Consider the following 16,248-nt stretch of genomic DNA (forward strand, 5'->3'; position numbering starts at 1 on the left):
TAGTGGATTTTTTGAATTTGACATTTGAGAGAGTGGTGTTGGAATGCGGGATTCAAATGTCAAATTCAATCCACTAGGGTCAGGAAAGATCGGTTCTGAGGGGCGCAGCTGATCTATTTCGCACCGAGGCGGTGATCCGCCGATAGTAAGCGGATCATTGGGTGTCGCCGGTAAGGCGGTAGCATAGGCTCACCGACGCTTGCCCGATACTGCCGCGCTAAAATTTGCCTGAAATGCATCTTTCCGTGCAAGCCGCGACCGACGTAGTAACATTCACATTTAGAATGTTTCGCCCGACACTTCGCGCCTTCTGCGGTCGAGTTCTTCACTGTACCGGCGTAATGTGTGGGCTTCACTCAACAGTCCCATGACCTTGCGCTCCTGCGCATTGTTGATGACGGCGAGAGCTTCGCTTTCCGCACGGTCAAAGCGTGCTACCGCTTCCTTGGCGTTCATCTGCGGCAGCAGGAATTCGTTCTGATATTTGAGCAGATCTGCGATGTTGTGCGGATTGTCAGGGCTTTCGAAACTGTCGGCATAGACTTCCGGCACCGGGATCATGCCGACATAACGCCCTTGCGCATCCACCGCGATGACGCGCTGCGTGGAACCGAGCGGAAAATCATGACGAAACGTTTCAATATCTGTATCGATCAGCACCGTGCGCACATCGTGGCGCATCATACGGCTCACCGTGAGATCACGGATCCAGCCGACATCATGCGCGGAGCGAATGGATTCGCCCCGCAGATGAAAGCGCCAGGTTGCGAAGGAATAACCAAACGTCTTTCTCACAAGCAGAGACGATGACACTACCGCTCCCAGTACCACCATGGATATGGGAAAGTCGCCGGTCAGTTCCAGCGCCAGAAATGTCATGGTCATCGGCCCACCGACCACGGCGACAGCGAGTGCGCTCATGCCGATGACGGCGTAGACTTCCGGCGCAAGGGCTAGGCCCGTGGGGAGGATGAGGGCGGCAACTGCCGCAAAAAGCTTGCCGGTCAGCGCGCCCAGAAACAGCGAGGCAAAGAACAAGCCGCCACGAAAGCCCGTACCGATGGAAATGGCTGAAGCCAGCGATTTGGTCAAAATGAGCAGCAGCAAAACCGGAATGGCAAGATTTGCATGGAGATCGATATGCAGCGCGCCATGGCCGGAGGCCAAAACCTGCGGAGAAAAGAAAGCGATCATGCCGACCAGTGCGCCGCCGATGGCCGGTGTGAAAATGTTGGGCAACGCACTCTGTCGGGTGATCTTTTCAACGAAGGTGACACTGCGCATAATGGAAATGCCGATACTGGCCGCGAGCAGTCCAAGCAGAAGTGCCGGCAGGTAATCGCGTGGCGTGATGGTGTCGATTGCGCCTATATCGATGACGAAGGGCGCCTCGCCAATGGCCTGTGTCACAAGGGTTCCGACGATGGCCGCAACGACCACGGGCGTCAGCGTGGCGATGGAGTAAACGCCGATGATCAGCTCAAAAGCATAAAACGCCCCGGTCAGGGGAGCGTTGAAGGCGCTGGCGATGGCTGCTGCCGCTCCGCAGCCGACCAGCGTGCGCAGATCGGCGCGGCGCAATTTCATAGCGCGGCCAATGCGCGAGGCAAAGCCGCTTGCAAGCTGCGTATAGGCGGCTTCCAGCCCGACGGACGCCCCAAATCCGTTGGAAACAAGGTTTTGTCCGACCAGAATGAAACTGTCGGTCAGAGACAGACGTCCGCCATGCAGCGCATTGGCTTCGATGGGGTCGACGATGGGACGTTTGCGCCAGCGTGCCAATATCCAGATGACGATGCCCGTCAGCACGCCGCCGGCAAGTGGTGCTATATAGGCGCTTGGATGAAACGATGTTGCGGAACTCAGTCTTTCGTCCGATGAAAGCGAAAACAACGCCTGATGCATCCATTGCGAGATGCCACCGATGATAGCGACCGCAAGTGCCGAGATTACACCGATGACTGCGCCCGCCACCGCAAGACCGAGCTCATTGCCACGTACCACGGCGCGAAGCCGGAAAGGCACGAAAAGTACCCGGAGAAACCGGTTGTGGCGCAAGCGCGCAAAATCCATATCAGACTGCTTTCACCATATAGTTGCCCCTCATTATAAGCCTAAAGGAATAACCATAGCTTAGCATGGGTCAATCAATAGTGGGTGTGGGATTGGTATTCGCATGATGGCGTTAGAATACTAAATGCATTTTTTGCTTGACCGTTCTGGCCAGAAAAAGCCAGCAATGGCGGGTCTTCATTGAAGATTTAAGAAAAAGTTTACGATTTCAATTAGTTGGCGTTAACGGCATATTTACCCTGTCCGGTAACCATAAGGACAAGTTTTGCGTCCACAGGTAACCGAGTATCCCATGTCCCTAGTACGTCTTGCACATGAGTTGCCCATTGAGGCCCCACGCACCGCCTGGATCGATTCCATCATCAAGGGTGATTGTGTTTCGGCCCTGGAGCGCCTGCCGGATCAGTCCGTCGATGTGATCTTTGCCGATCCGCCCTATAATCTCCAGCTTGGCGGCGATTTGCATCGCCCCGACCAGTCTATGGTCAATGCAGTAGATGACCATTGGGACCAGTTTGAAAGCTTTCAGGCTTACGATGCGTTTACCCGTGCCTGGCTGCTTGCCTGCCGCCGCGTGTTAAAACCCAATGGCACCATCTGGGTCATCGGTTCCTACCACAATATTTTCCGCGTCGGTACGCAATTGCAGGATCTGGGATTCTGGTTGCTCAATGACATTGTCTGGCGCAAGACCAACCCGATGCCGAATTTTCGAGGACGCCGTTTTCAGAACGCGCATGAGACGATGATCTGGGCCTCGCGCGATCAGAAGAGCAAGGGCTATACTTTTAATTACGAGGCGATGAAAGCGGCCAACGACGATGTGCAGATGCGCTCGGACTGGCTGTTTCCGATCTGCACCGGCTCAGAACGTCTCAAGGACGAAAACGGCGATAAGGTCCATCCGACACAGAAGCCCGAAGCATTGCTTGCCCGCATCATGATGGCGTCGAGCAAGCCCGGCGATATCGTGCTTGACCCGTTTTTTGGTTCCGGTACCACAGGTGCTGTGGCAAAGCGCCTTGGCCGTCATTTTGTCGGCATCGAGCGCGAGCAGACCTATATTGACGCTGCAACCGCGCGTATCGCTGCAGTCGAACCGCTCGGCAAGGCAGAACTGACCGTTATGACGGGAAAACGCGCGGAACCGCGTGTGGCTTTCACCAGCATCATTGAAGCTGGTCTTTTGCGTCCGGGCACGGTTTTGTGCGATGCGCGCCGTCGTTTTGCGGCAATCGTGCGCGCCGACGGAACGCTGGCCGCCAATGGCGAGGCCGGCTCCATCCATCGCATGGGGGCAAAGGTGCAGGGTTTCGATGCATGCAACGGCTGGACCTTCTGGCATTACGAGGAAAACGGAACTTTGAAGTCCATTGATGATCTGCGCACCGTGATCCGTAGCGAGATGGCAGCAGCGGGCGCATAAATTAGAGCGCATCCAAAAAGTCTGAAAGAGTTTTTGGATAAGATGCGCGTCAAATCAACGCGATAGAGCGCCGATGTGATAAAATCAGGTCGAAACGCTCTCTTAAGTTCAGACGACCTCCAGCAAAGTCTGATTAAAAGACGCCCCAAGCAATCTGCTTCGGGCGTCTTTCCGTTCAAGCCTTTGGCTTTTTGAACGCGTCTGGCACGGCAGCGGTAATGGCCTTCTTCATCACTGTCGGCAGCGCTTCGCCGGCAAGCTCTTGTGGTGACGACCACCAACCCTCTTTTGCAGCGGATTTGGTCACATTCTGTGCATAGAAAATCGTCAGGTGAAGCTCGAAATGTGTAAAAATATGGCTGATTTGGCCCGCCGACACCCATTGAGCTTTAAAGGGCGCGGCGTCGACAGTAGCGTCACCGTCGATCCGCGCCGTCCAGACGCTTCCCGGTACTTCGCTCATACCTGCAAGCAGACCCTTTCCCTCGCGCTTGCGCAACAAAATAGCACCGTCATTGGCAATCGCCACGAATGCCGCACCGGTGCGTAGTGGCTTTTCCGCCTTGGGCGCCTTGACCGGAAAATATTCAGGGTCGCGGGCTGAAAGGGCCTGGCAATTATCATTGACGGGGCAGAGTACGCAGGCAGGTCTGCGCGGCGTGCAGATGGTTGCACCTAAATCCATCATGGCCTGCGCGAAATCGCCAGGGCGACCGGATGGCGTGAGAGCTGCCATTATAGCACGGATTTGGGGCTTGGCAGCGGGAAGCGGCGTATCGATCACATAAAGCCGTGAGATGACACGCTCGACATTGCCGTCGACCACGGCCACCGCTTCATTAAAGGCAATGGCTGCGATTGCGGCGGAGGTATAATCTCCGACCCCGGGCAATTCCTTGAGGCTGGCCGCGCTGTTCGGAAAATTCCCGGCATGCTGTAATGCAACGATATCGGCGCATTTCTTGAGGTTGCGCGCACGTGAGTAATAGCCAAGCCCCGCCCACGCGCGCAAAATATCGTCCTCGCTGGCTCTGGACATCGACAGAACGCTTGGCCAGCGCGCCACAAAAGCATTGAAATAATTCTTCACCGCTTCCACTGTCGTTTGTTGCAGCATGATTTCCGACAGCCATATGCGATAGGGATCGGGCCTTACCCCTTGTGCCTGTTGAGCTGGTGTTACGCGCCAAGGCAGGACACGGTGATGACGGTCATACCAGGCCAGTAGTTTTTGACCGATCGCGGCTACTTCGGTGGCCTTTTGCGGGGCGATGAGCGGGCGGGCTTTCTTCAACGGCGAAACGGGCTTTCTGCTTGGTGCGATGTTTTGCAGTTGTTAATGAAAACCCGACTATAGTAAAGCCGGATCATAAGCATCTGGCAAAACGGGTTTTGCGCTGCGGCGCATCCTGGGAAAGAGCATGAGTGAGCGAGCGTCTATCCATCCCTGTTTATGTCATCAATCTTGACCGTTCACGGGACAGGTGGGAGCGGTTGCAGGAAAGCGCGAAAGCTTTTTCCATCGATCTGCGTCGTGTCGAGGCAGTGGAAGGAAAATTGCTGACGCCCGATGAACTTGGCGATTTCGATGACGCTGGCTTTCGCCGTTGTCACGGCAAGATCGCAATGCCAGCGGAAATCGGCTGCTATTTCAGTCATATTCGTGCGCTTGATATCATTGCAGATGCACCGGAGCCTTTCGCGGTTCTGGTCGAGGATGATGTGGTGTTTACGCCTTCCTTCGTGCCTTTTATCGAGAAACTTACAAAGCTTGTCGGATGGGATGCCGTCAAGCTCGTCAATCATCGCACATCTGCTTTCCGTTCATTCAGGCAAGTCAATAATGACTTCACCATCGGACGTTGCCTGCATGGGCCGCTCGGCAGTTCCGCCGCCTATGCGCTCACCCGTAAAGGGGCAGGCAAGCTGGTTGAGGCAATCCGTCCCATGCGCGTGCCTTACGACATTGCGCTCGAAAGAGGTTGGGCTGGTAATTACGAAATTTTTACGACCGACCAGCCGGTCGTTCAATTTTCCGATATTGCGGTCTCGACAATTGTGACAGGCCGCGCTGATTACGCTAAAAAGCGCTTGCCAGCTTATAAAAGGCTGACGACTCTGTTTTTCAGAGCTACGGAATATATTAGACGAATCATTTATGCATTGCGGCGGGGGAGCCTTAAAGAGGTTGTGGATTGAGCTATTTTAAAAAATCTTTTCTATTTCGCCGCCGGGTCGATCTATGGGTGCTTGGTGTCGGTGCTGCCGCCATGCCGTTACGCGTTGGCCTGGGGCCGTTGGTCCTGTTCGTATTTTCCTGCATCGGTATTTATCTTTCCTGCGGGCGTCACGCCAGCGCGCGCCTGTTCTGCAAGAAATTCTATGTTTTTGTTCTGCTCTACGCCGTTTGGTCGTTGGGACTTATTCTTTTTCGCGGTGAACCCTTTGAGGGCAATCGTCAGATTGGCTACACGCTTCTATTGACGATGTTTGCCTTTGCCGGGTCTGGAATGGTGCTTATTCACGATCCTCTGCGCGCTTATGTGCTTGGATCGCGTATCGGCATCATCGGCGCGGCAATCGCTGCCGTTTTCCTTGCTGTCACTACCGGTCAGCGTATCGGCATCGGCGGCAATCAGGCGGTGTTTGCCTTTGTTGCCGGGGTGACTGCAATTTCCGCCGTGATCCCTCTACACCGCGCTCCACGCTATCTCGCCAATGGTCCGCATTGGTTGGTTCTGGGGCTTGTGGCGGTGCTGACCTCGGAAACGCGGGCGGTGATTGTGGTTCTGCCGGTTTTTGCAGCCGTGGAAATTATCCTGTTTCTCAAACGCTACAGTATCCGTCAGCAAGGTGCGGTCTATCTCGCGCTTTTAGTGGCACTGGCCGCACTCGTAGTGGTGGGGCCGGTCGGCGATATTCTTTCCAAGCGCTTTTACGGCATGGTGGAATATTACGACAGCGGCGACAGCTCGAAATGGGAAGACAAGATGTCCGCAGATATTCGCGGCGTGATGTGGCATGGTGCTGCGCGTATCATCAAGCAAAACCCTGTTGCGGGGGTTGGTTCTTATGCCAAGATGGATGCCGTGCGCAGCGAGGCTGGCGATCAGCGATCGCTTCTCTCCGGCTTCCGCCACGTCCATAATACCATTCTTGATGAATTGCTCAATGATGGAATCGTCGGACTGATTTTCATGGCGGGCGCATTCCTGTCCATCTTGGCCTACCTGTGGCGGACCGCCGCCAGCTGGGCGATGCGTCGCGCCTTGCTTTATTTCGCAACTATCTGTGGTAGCTACGGCATGTTGCACAACCCTCTTTTACACGAAGTCACGATTTCATCGGCCATGTTCTTTCTGGCAGCGCTTAATGCGGCCGCGGCGCGGCGCGTCATGGCAGTGCGGCGGGCCGGGTTGAGTGCCTATTTCTGTTCCGAAAAGGCAAAAACATGAGAGCTTTAGCATGAAAGCTATTGTTACGGGTGTTGCGGGCTTTATCGGCTTCCACACGACGCGCCGCCTTCTGGACGCGGGCTGGCAGGTGATTGGCATCGATAATCTCAACGATTATTATCCGGTCGAACTGAAAGAAGCACGCCTTCAGCAATTGCGCCACCGTGATGGTTTTCGCTTTGGAAAGGCGGATATTGCTGATCCTCAGGCACTTGCTACGGCCATTGGCGCGGACAGTGATGCAGACGTTATTGTACATTTGGCGGCACAAGCGGGCGTGCGCTATTCCATCGAAAATCCGTTGGCTTACGTTTCTTCCAACGTCATGGGACAGGTGACGGTTTTTGAGACGGCGCTCAAACTTCCAAAACGCCCGCCGGTCGTCTACGCCAGCTCATCCTCGGTCTATGGTGCCAACGAAAAAATCCCTTTTTCGGAAAGTGATGCCGTCGATCATCCGGTTTCGGTCTATGCTGCGACCAAACGTTCTGGCGAATTATTGGCCTTGTCCTACCGTCATGTGCATGGGCTTGCATCGACGGGCCTGCGTTTTTTCACTGTCTATGGTCCCTATGGCCGGCCCGATATGGCGCCGTGGCTTTTCACCGATGCGATCCTGAAAGGCGAGACAATCCGTGTCTTCAATGATGGTGAAATGCAGCGCGATTTTACCTTTGTCGACGATATCGTCAGTGGTGTTGTGGGAGCGTTAAACCGTATTCTGGAAAAGCCTGACGATACGGCTCCGGTCTATAATCTCGGCAATAATCGCCCGGTCATGCTGGGCGACTTCATCGCAACAATCGAGAGGGCTACAGGGCGTGAAGCGATCCGCAAGCTGGAACCGATGCCCGCAGCCGACGTTCAGCGCACCTATGCAGATATTGCGCTCGCCGCGCGCGATCTCGGCTTTTCCCCCAAGACTTCGCTTGATGACGGTATTCCTTTGTTTGTGGAGTGGTTTCGCGGCTATAATGGCACGCGATGAGTGACGGCAGGAAAAAGCGCGGTTTTCGACCACTGGCGGATATGACATCGGCCTTGATGGATCCGATGCTGCAAAAACGCGCCGGTATCAATATTGCTCTGCTGCAATCATGGGAAGATATCGTCGGCCCTGCTATTGGCGCGCAATCTCGACCGCTGCGCATTGTGTGGCCGCGACGCATGCACGAAGACGACCCCTTCAAACCTGCGACATTGGTCATCGCTTGTGAAGGCTTTGCCGCCTTGCAGCTTTCACACGAGACGGGGGAGGTTATTGCGCGGGTTAACGGTTTTCTGGGGTTTTCCGCTATAGGGCGTATCAAGATCGAGCAGAAGCCTCCGGTGTTGCCGGTGAGGCCGAAACAAAAGCGCCTCGCGCCGCTGGCACCGTCCGAAGAACGCCGTATTGATCAGGTCACCGGCGAGATCGAGGATGATGCGCTGCGTATAGCGCTTGCGAGGCTCGGCAAGAACATTCTCGCTGAAAAGCGCTGCTCTGGCAAAAAGAGCGGGTGAGACGAGGCGTAGCAGGTTTTGCGCGTGCAAAGCTGTGCCATAAATTTGATGCAAGTCTTGTGCAGGAATAAGTCCTATTTTTTATTATTGATTTTATTGTCTTTTTTTGAAGATCTCGCCTCACTTGTATTGGAGGTAGGGGGATGTTCTGGATTTAGTCGGCAACGATCCGGCTTGCTTCAAGTTCGAGGCGGTGCCGATCCACTCCCTTGGTATGGATTTCGGCTGTTGATATATTCGTCTAACCATACTGCGCGAGAAGCTGATGGGTGGCCGCATCGCCTTCTGTCGCAAACATGGCGCTTAGTTTCTGAAGCCCATGGGCAGACTTATTCACACCAGCATCCAAACAGGCATCGCGGAACCAATTCCCAAAAACCTCCGTTTGTGCGAGTATCGCCGCGATACCCTTCTATCAGGTGCATACCACGCCTTAGCATTGCATGGATCATCGAGCCAAGATCGTCAGATAGTTCCACTGTAACGCTCGTGCCGGTCTCTGCAGACTCCGTCGTAAGGATGCGCCCAGATATATGCTGTCGGCCGATACGCACAACATTAGAGCGGCGAAGTCCAGCCAAGAGCATAAGCTCCGTGGCAAAGCGCTCATGTGTTCCTATGACGTGTGCTTTGCGGAATAATATTACATCATCAAAAGACCAGCCCGCAAAACCTGATGTTTTGTACTCAGGCAGATCGACGTCTAATGTCGGGTCTATTTTGACGAAACGCATATTCGTGCCCCATGAGAACAATCCTCGTATTGCCTTGAGAAAATTCTCCGCCATCCCCGGAGTTTCGTGCCTCTTGAATAACATCCTGGGTGAAAACCGATAAAGACTTATTGGCGTTTGTCGCCAAAACCTTTTCCATAATAAGCTTGTGCTGTTTACGGGTAACTTCCGAATATCTTGTGAACCATAAAGGGCTCTTCCAACTCTACAGGGAGGAGAAGCTGCATTATGCAAACGCGCGGCGGCAGGAAGAGAGCGTTAGGCAGACATGCACTTATGTTGATCCAGGTGGTAGCCAATGATCGTTGGTCCCTGGACTTCGTTTCGGGTCTCTTATTGATGGGCGCAGGTTTCGGATTCTGACTGTCGTCAATGATTGCACGAGGGAGTTCATCAAAGCATTGTCTCAATAGCCGAACTGTTTGGTGAAATGGGGGCACTCCAACCGGATTATTGAGGAACGTGACAAACCCACAATGACCATCAGTGAAGATGGCAGCGAAATCACCCGCAACCCGATCCTGCAATAGACGGATCGGATCAAAGTGGTTTGGCACTACATTGCGCCCGGAAAACCCACCGAGAAGGCTTTCATAGAAAGCTTCAATGGACGGCTGCGAGATGAATTCCTGAATGAATCCCTATTCTCGTCACTGCTATATGCTCGCTTAGCGCTTTCAATCTGCGGAGAGATCACAACGACCATCCACCGCATTCTGGTCTCGGCTGGCTGACACCTGCCGAGTGAGCACAGACTATCAGCTCGTAACGTGATGCGGTGTGCAGATGAAGTGGCTCCGCACCGCAACCCGCCACTATCACCCGAAACACAGCAACCCAAAACCGCTGAAGCGAAATCAAAACTGGATAAAATTTGGGGACAGCGTCAGGCGCGATCATGCCTGGGCATATGCCCTTGCTGAACTCGACAATGTGCAATTGGGCGAACGTGAGCAGCCCACAGTCGACGTGCTCCTAAGTCATTTGCAAGTGTTTGAGTAGCGTGCGAGTTAGCTTGTCATGAACCTAAGCTGACTTTACGTCATTCTCTTCAACAGTTGAAGTCTCATCATAAAGACTTTTAATAGCGGGCGCGACTTGTGAAACCGAGTATTCCCATGTTCTGAATGAAGTAACCCATTCGCGCGCGTTCATGCCAAGTTTGTGCCGTAGGTCGGGAGAATTTATCAGCTTGCATAAAACGTCCGCCAAAGAAGGAACATTTCCTTTTTCGAATATGAGCCCAGTTTCTCTGTCTCTTACCATATCCTTGAGGGCTGCAACGTTGGATACAACTACAGGTTTTCCCATTATCATAGATTCTAGTGGTTTTAACGGGGAAACCAGTTCGCAAACATTCCAAGGCTTTCGTGGGAAAGGGGCAATGTCAACCAGAGAATAGTAATCTCGCACTTTGTCAAACGGTACGCGACCTGGCATGATTAACCAGTCTGAAAACCCGCCATCATCTGCGCATTTACGAATAAGGTCTGTGACGCTTCCAGTCAGAGACAAAGACGATGGATTGTCGTTGCCAACCAAAAGAAGACGAAACTCTATTCCCTGTTCCTTCAATATCGCGCAGGCGCGGCTCAGATCATCCAATCCTTCGTAATCAACGAAAGTGCCGATGTATCCTATAACGGGAATACCGTCTGGAATTCTCAGATCTTTGGCCAACTCGACATTACGATTAAGTGGAGGAAACAGATTTGGCTCCACTGAATTTGGGAGAAGAAGAATCTTATTGGAGGATACACCTCTTTTAATGAGCTCTGCCTTCATTCCAGAGTTGAGGGTAAGCACAAGGTCAGCCTCTTGGGCTGTTTTACTTTCTAAGGCAACCTGCGCTTGAAAATTTACACTATCGCTGAATCCTGGTTCGCGGGACGCGCGTGTGATTTCCCAGAAACCTCTAACCTCGTAGACAAAAGGAAGACCGCATTCTCTGGCCGCAATCAATGCAGGTAGCGCATTGCGATGATTGGAGGCGGCCATCACGTATGCAGGACGTTCCTTTTCTATTACAGTTCGGATCGATTTGGTCGCCTCTGCAATGTAATCTTTACCAAAGTGCGTTCGGATGGTTGGTGTTTCTATTCGATGATATGAAACTCCGTCCACGGCGTCACACGGCTGTACAGCGTCCGGGTTCTCTGTGGTAGCCATATCTTTCGGATAGCCCGCTCGTGTATAAACAACGACGTCAAGATCGGTTTCCTCAAATCCCCTGATAACACCGTGGCTTCTCGTTGCATAACCATTTGACGAGTAGGGCAGGCTGTTGTTGAGGATATAAAGGAGTTTGGAGACCCTGCCTTTGGGCTGCTGTTTGTCTCGGGCCGGAATATCGTCCAGCACAGAGATCAAGTATGAATCCGATCGCTTCAACGCTTTGAAGCTGGCGGAGGATTCAGGAACGTTTCGCTGTTGAAGTTCTGCCAGAATGTTCCTTAGCATCTCTTGGCCAGTATCAAGATCAGAGCGCTCGCTTAGTTGAAGTGCTGTATTGATTGCACTGGGGGTGGGGGCCAGTTTAACTGCGAGCGACGCCAAATCTGACATTTCGTCAGAAGAAGCGTCCATGTGCTCCAGGATGCGAGAAATTTCATCTGCAATTTTGTTTGAATGTTGCGTAATTTCGCTCAGCGCCCTTTGCTCTGCAACCAGTAAACGCGAGGTATGTGCTAGCTTTTGGGTTTCTTGCTGTAGTAGACGCGAGGTATGTGCTAGCTTTTGGGTTTCTTGCTGTAGTAGACGCGAGGTATGTGCTAGCTTTTGGGTTTCTTGCTGTAGTCTGGCTTCATGCCCTGATGTAGCCATTTCTCGAATTCTGACTTTTGCTGCATAGGGGACTTTTATTCGTAACGATGAAGGAATTAATTTCCACGCCTTTTTTGCAATCGTTTTGAAGGTACCCGAAGTGGAGATTCCACGAGATGAGTTTTTCATAAGGTATGCCCCTGGATACCAGTGTTGTCTGCTCTGAGTTATTGCGTTTTACGCCGCAGAAACGATAGCCAACGCTTCGGTGATTTGTCGGTCTGATCCAATTCAGCCGAGAGCGAGGACCCGTCTCGACTGAACCGAAGCCGGTGATGCTGTGATGCTGTGCTCCAGCTTATGTCCCCTTTGCTCAATATCCCGTTGAAGGAAGCCTTCTCAACGTTCACCGTATCGGACAAACAGAACAGAGAAGCGAACCTTGCCTCAACGCCATGGTGCGCGAAGTTGAAAGAAGAAGTTGGTTGCAATTCGCCAGCGCGTGGAGAATTCCAACCTTGCATAGGCTCTTTTTGTCCCAGATAAACTGGGCTTATCACGGTGTCGGGTATCAGGTTGACGGCGGAAAGTTTGTGCCCACCGTTCTCGGCGGATAGGATATTTCCTGTTGAACACGCAGTCCATTTTGGTGCCAACTGGAACCACTGTCTATAATCATGCGCCTCGTCTTTACCGTCTTTGAGCCAGTCAACGACAAGAAGAAACGTGCCAGGAGCAACGAATATCGAACGAAAATGGCGTACACTTTGGTGGCGGACCTCACAAAGCGTAAGCCACAGATTATCTTTTTGCTGAGCAAAAAGGAGCGCCGAACCAAAAGGTTTTGCGCCTTTTCTTTTGTAATCTGCTGCATCGATCTCGACGCAATTATGCGCTCTAGTGCTTTCAACATATCGGCGTTCGGGGTCGGAATAGAAAAAACCCGCCATTGATAATTCGTCACCGAGAACGGTTTTGGGACCATATCCGTAACGGCCTGGATCGATCAGGATCGGGCGTCCCTGATCGTGCCATATGAAAGTCAAGTGGTCTGCATGCTTATGGGTACGAGAGTGAAACGCTGCCATTTGAGCAAAGTAGCTGTCGTTGGAGGCGTCTTCCGGGCCGGGTTTTCTTGCAAAAACATATCCCGCGTCATCATAAGCCTTTAATCCACTTGGGCGAAAACCCTTAAGCATTTTATCTTGGATGTGATCCGTGTCACCAAATGTGGTTAAAGAATTGTCTGGTGCGGCCATCCATTGAAGGGCATCTTCTGAATGCTCCAGCATTAAAGCTAACGCCGGATCTTCTATTAGGCCGCTTCTCAGTGCTCCAGAAACCGAACGCAGGACCATTTTGTGATAAGCAGGTGAATGTTCGGAGTGAATTCCGGATGGAAAGAACTGTTTCCTAAGCATGACGTCTGTGCGTTGCTGAGCGAGGTCATAATAGCTTTCGAAGCCGGGTAAAAATCTAAACCTACGGGCCGCTGCTAGATGACCAAGGGCCTGATACAGCCCGTGGTTATTATGCCCCTGCCAGAAGCTGTCCCTGGAAAGCATTTCCAATTGAAAAATCAAGGAGCGAAACAGATCAGAGAATAGTGTCTCATGCCCCTTCTGTCGTGCCACTATGTCTAAAAGAAATGCATGACGCGGAATTCTTTGTCCCACGGACATGTCATACCAAGCCATCGTGCTTTCATCAGCCAGTGCGGCATCAAGACCTTCTTCTATATCGTTCTGAAAATATTGAACTTGAAATGAATCTAGCCAATAGCGGGCTACATCTATACTGATTCTTAAAGCGCGCTCATCCGAGAAAATCTCATAAGACGGTAATAATATAGAAAGCGGGTCCCATGCATGAATATGGTAACGCTGAGATCGACTATAACTATCCCATGAAAAATTTTTGCTCAAAGGATAGACAATATTTTGTAACTTCCATCCCTTTTCTAAGATGGATGTATACTTAGATTTATAATCTTCTTTTGTTAGAGAGAAGTCGTCCAACTGATCGTAAGGAATTAAGGGTTGAGATTGTATTATATCTCTAAATCTCAAAGGATCTCCGCGATATAAATACGCGGCATCATCATTGTACGCAGTCATTTTCGGCACCCCCAATGCCCACACTCCGTGTGAGATATACCAAAGGCAGTGGTCTTGCAACCAGCAGAAACTATCTATTTTACTGTATATATCTGCTTCTTTCACTGGCGCAATCCGTCACGCTGACCTGCCGTAAAATCATCTTGTTGCCACAACCGACCTTGAGGCGGGCGGTCTTATCATCTGTTCTTGATCTCGTTTAATCTGTTTACGACCTCTTCGGCTCGTCTTACCGCGTCTTCTGCCTCTTGCGCGGATTTTTGAATATCTGCTTCGGTCAAGGTGCTCGGACCTTCATAGCCGCCCTGACCGCGTTCTCCAATCGTAATGGGCGGCATCATGAAGTATGCTGCAACAAAAGCTGTACCGATTGTAGCTATGAGTAAGAGTGGGCGCATTGCAGATTTCCAATCGGCACGTTGTGGAAAACAGCATAGCCGGACTGGGCACAAAGGAGAACCCCGGCAACGAGGGGCGCCGGAACTACACAATGGCGGGTGGGGGCCTAACACCCGTGCGCTAATGTGAGATAGGGCGGAGACGTGGGCAGGGAAGGACTATCCCCGTCACGGCGCTTGCCGGTAACGTGGTGAAGTGGAGGGATCGTCATGTGTTTCTGAGGTAGATCACAGGTGCAGATTTAGGCGATTAAATAAAGCCATACACTAGGAATGAGTAGCCCTATTGCCAAGATCGACCAAACCAGCCTCCAGCCGATACGCTTTGTTCCCATGAATGCCGTAGCGACTATTGCTATCGAAACCAATGCCGTAATTGGCCAATAGATAGCCGTGATAATGATGATGGCTTCCCACCAAGTGAATGTAATCATGCGGTGGTTTTAGGCAGGCAATCTCTTTTACACAAGCCTTGGTAAAAAAGCTTTTCTCATCAATCAAGTAGGTCCGGCAATCGCGGAGCCTTTTCTTTTGCCTAAAAGGAACTCCCAACATGAATATGCATCTGGGCGATTATGCATATGGGAAAAAGGTGGATTGCGGGGGGATGACGGAGGCGGGACAGGATAGAGCGATTGGCCGTGTCGAAGGCAAGATCGACCAGATCATCACAGACATGGATCGGGCGCGTGATGGCAGGAAACAGCAATATGACAAGCAAGAAAAGGCCGACTGAGCCTTGGATGAAGTCATTCGCTAGCTTAAAGGTGTCGATTCTCGCCTCAGTACCGTCGAGGAACCTGTGGCTACTTTTGGTGGGAAGATTTGGACGGTGATTATGGGGTGAAAAGGTGAAGGGAAGACGTGGAATTATTCAATAGAATCAAAGGGAGTTTTGGGCTGTTAGGTAAGGGGAAATCATCAGGCAGCACATCGTCTGGCTAGTTGAAATCTAAATAATAAAAACCTTAATTTAAACATTTTAAGATGGCTGTCTTGTGCAGGAATGCTCTAAACTTTATGCCAATTTCAACGAATGAAACAGGACTGGATGATTCGCATGCCTGCCACGCTTAATCGCAGACACGTCATTTCTCTCGCCGGAGCGGCCGCTGCCGGACTGGCTATCGGCGGCAGTGCGCACGCGCAGGCCCCGAAATCCGATGGCAATGTCGATCCGGCCAAGATTGCTGAACCCGGCAAGCTCAAGGATATGGTTTACGGCAAGGAAGACGCGCCTGTTACCATCGTCGAATATGCGTCGGTGACGTGCCCGCATTGCGCAGAATTCACGATCAATACGTTTCCCAAAATCAAGGAAAAATATATCGACACGGGCAAGGCGCGGCTCATTTTCCGCGAATTCCCGTTCGATCCGCGTGCGACAGCTGCTTTCATGCTGGCGCGCTGCGCACCCGAAGACCGCTATTTCCCCATGGTCGACGTATTCTTCAAGCAGCAGCAGCAGTGGGCAACGGCTGAGGACGGCGAGGCGGCACTACTACAAATTGCAAAACTTGCCGGTTTTACACAGGAGTCGTTCAAGGCTTGCTTGACGAACCAGCAAGTTCTCGATGATGTGAGAGCAATAATGGACCGCGGATCGAAGGAATTTGGCGTGACGGCGACGCCAACCTTCTTTATCAACGGTGAGAAATATGCGGGAGCGCTTTCGGTTGAGCAGATGTCGGCAATCATCGACAAGCTTCTCTGATCCGGTTTTCAGGATGAAAAGCGGGCGCATTTTTGCGTCCGCTTTTTTCGTTTCTGCTACTTTTG

14 protein-coding genes and 1 pseudogene are annotated in these 16,248 nt (G+C 52.0%); 8 read left to right on the top strand and 7 right to left on the bottom strand.

Annotated features, from left to right (window positions below; genetic code table 11):
- Nucleotides 1-279: 279 nt before the first annotated feature.
- Entirely contained in the window at nt 280-2,073 is a 1,794-nt protein-coding gene (locus AAIB41_RS01150; protein ID WP_343313794.1) for a chloride channel protein, read from the bottom strand.
- A gap of 292 nt (nt 2,074-2,365) precedes the next feature.
- Here AAIB41_RS01150 and AAIB41_RS01155 point away from each other — a divergent pair, with 292 nt between their 5' ends.
- Nucleotides 2,366-3,499 (top strand): site-specific DNA-methyltransferase, encoded by a 1,134-nt coding sequence (locus AAIB41_RS01155; protein WP_343313795.1) that lies wholly within the window; start codon nt 2,366-2,368, stop codon nt 3,497-3,499.
- A gap of 175 nt (nt 3,500-3,674) precedes the next feature.
- Here AAIB41_RS01155 and mutY read toward each other — a convergent pair whose 3' ends face one another.
- Nucleotides 3,675-4,739 (bottom strand): A/G-specific adenine glycosylase, encoded by a 1,065-nt coding sequence (gene mutY / locus AAIB41_RS01160; protein ID WP_343314766.1) that lies wholly within the window; start codon nt 4,737-4,739, stop codon nt 3,675-3,677.
- Between the two features lie 185 nt (nt 4,740-4,924).
- Here mutY and AAIB41_RS01165 point away from each other — a divergent pair, with 185 nt between their 5' ends.
- The 4 genes from AAIB41_RS01165 to AAIB41_RS01180 are packed head-to-tail and all read left to right on the top strand — an operon-like array spanning nt 4,925 to nt 8,457.
- Nucleotides 4,925-5,698, top strand: a complete 774-nt coding sequence (locus tag AAIB41_RS01165; RefSeq protein WP_343313796.1) for a glycosyltransferase family 25 protein — start codon at nt 4,925-4,927, stop codon at nt 5,696-5,698.
- Entirely contained in the window at nt 5,695-6,954 is a 1,260-nt protein-coding gene (locus AAIB41_RS01170) for an O-antigen ligase family protein (protein WP_343313797.1), read from the top strand. Before AAIB41_RS01165 ends, AAIB41_RS01170 begins: the two co-directional genes overlap by 4 nt.
- Nucleotides 6,955-6,964: 10 nt before the next feature.
- On the top strand, nt 6,965-7,942 hold the full coding sequence (locus tag AAIB41_RS01175; protein WP_343313798.1) for an NAD-dependent epimerase/dehydratase family protein: 978 nt from the start codon (nt 6,965-6,967) through the stop codon (nt 7,940-7,942).
- Nucleotides 7,939-8,457 carry a DUF721 domain-containing protein gene (locus AAIB41_RS01180; protein ID WP_343313799.1) on the top strand — a complete coding sequence of 173 codons (519 nt, stop codon included), beginning with the start codon at nt 7,939-7,941 and terminating at the stop codon, nt 8,455-8,457. Before AAIB41_RS01175 ends, AAIB41_RS01180 begins: the two co-directional genes overlap by 4 nt.
- Before the next feature lie 329 nt (nt 8,458-8,786).
- Here the strand turns inward: AAIB41_RS01180 and AAIB41_RS01185 are convergent, their stop codons facing one another.
- Entirely contained in the window at nt 8,787-9,245 is a 459-nt protein-coding gene (locus AAIB41_RS01185) for a hypothetical protein (RefSeq protein WP_343313800.1), read from the bottom strand.
- Nucleotides 9,246-9,364: 119 nt separating this feature from the next.
- Here AAIB41_RS01185 and AAIB41_RS01190 point away from each other — a divergent pair.
- A pseudogene (locus AAIB41_RS01190) lies at nt 9,365-10,041 on the top strand (integrase core domain-containing protein); the annotation flags it as partial.
- 176 nt (nt 10,042-10,217) lie between these two features.
- On the opposite strand, the gene AAIB41_RS01195 reads toward AAIB41_RS01190, so the two are convergent.
- The 4 genes from AAIB41_RS01195 to AAIB41_RS01210 form a co-directional block, all read right to left on the bottom strand.
- Entirely contained in the window at nt 10,218-12,143 is a 1,926-nt protein-coding gene (locus tag AAIB41_RS01195) for a glycosyltransferase (protein ID WP_343313801.1), read from the bottom strand.
- Nucleotides 12,144-12,181: 38 nt separating this feature from the next.
- Entirely contained in the window at nt 12,182-14,176 is a 1,995-nt protein-coding gene (locus AAIB41_RS01200; RefSeq protein ID WP_343313802.1) for a heparinase II/III family protein, read from the bottom strand.
- A gap of 74 nt (nt 14,177-14,250) precedes the next feature.
- Nucleotides 14,251-14,469, bottom strand: a complete 219-nt coding sequence (locus AAIB41_RS01205) for a hypothetical protein (RefSeq protein WP_343313803.1) — start codon at nt 14,467-14,469, stop codon at nt 14,251-14,253.
- 267 nt (nt 14,470-14,736) lie between these two features.
- Nucleotides 14,737-15,024: a hypothetical protein gene (locus tag AAIB41_RS01210; protein WP_343313804.1), complete on the bottom strand. Its 288-nt coding sequence runs from the start codon at nt 15,022-15,024 to the stop codon at nt 14,737-14,739.
- Between AAIB41_RS01210 and AAIB41_RS01215 the strand changes: the two genes are divergently transcribed.
- Nucleotides 15,023-15,205 carry a hypothetical protein gene (locus AAIB41_RS01215; protein ID WP_343313805.1) on the top strand — a complete coding sequence of 61 codons (183 nt, stop codon included), beginning with the start codon at nt 15,023-15,025 and terminating at the stop codon, nt 15,203-15,205. The genes AAIB41_RS01210 and AAIB41_RS01215 overlap by 2 nt on opposite strands.
- A 324-nt stretch (nt 15,206-15,529) precedes the next feature.
- Nucleotides 15,530-16,183 (top strand): DsbA family protein, encoded by a 654-nt coding sequence (locus AAIB41_RS01220; RefSeq protein ID WP_343313806.1) that lies wholly within the window; start codon nt 15,530-15,532, stop codon nt 16,181-16,183.
- Nucleotides 16,184-16,248 lie beyond the last annotated feature (65 nt).

This window comes from Brucella sp. BE17 (genome assembly GCF_039545455.1).
GTDB lineage: Bacteria > Pseudomonadota > Alphaproteobacteria > Rhizobiales > Rhizobiaceae > Brucella.

Coding starts and splice junctions, on each gene's coding strand:
- AAIB41_RS01150 (WP_343313794.1), bottom strand. CDS start 2,073: ATGGATTTTGCGCGCTTGCGCCACAACCGGTTTCTCCGGGTACTTTTC.
- AAIB41_RS01155 (WP_343313795.1), top strand. CDS start 2,366: ATGTCCCTAGTACGTCTTGCACATGAGTTGCCCATTGAGGCCCCACGC.
- AAIB41_RS01175 (WP_343313798.1), top strand. CDS start 6,965: ATGAAAGCTATTGTTACGGGTGTTGCGGGCTTTATCGGCTTCCACACG.
- AAIB41_RS01180 (WP_343313799.1), top strand. CDS start 7,939: ATGAGTGACGGCAGGAAAAAGCGCGGTTTTCGACCACTGGCGGATATG.
- AAIB41_RS01185 (WP_343313800.1), bottom strand. CDS start 9,245: ATGGCGGAGAATTTTCTCAAGGCAATACGAGGATTGTTCTCATGGGGC.
- AAIB41_RS01195 (WP_343313801.1), bottom strand. CDS start 12,143: ATGAAAAACTCATCTCGTGGAATCTCCACTTCGGGTACCTTCAAAACG.
- AAIB41_RS01205 (WP_343313803.1), bottom strand. CDS start 14,469: ATGCGCCCACTCTTACTCATAGCTACAATCGGTACAGCTTTTGTTGCA.
- AAIB41_RS01215 (WP_343313805.1), top strand. CDS start 15,023: ATGAATATGCATCTGGGCGATTATGCATATGGGAAAAAGGTGGATTGC.
- AAIB41_RS01210 (WP_343313804.1), bottom strand. CDS start 15,024: ATGTTGGGAGTTCCTTTTAGGCAAAAGAAAAGGCTCCGCGATTGCCGG.
- AAIB41_RS01220 (WP_343313806.1), top strand. CDS start 15,530: ATGCCTGCCACGCTTAATCGCAGACACGTCATTTCTCTCGCCGGAGCG.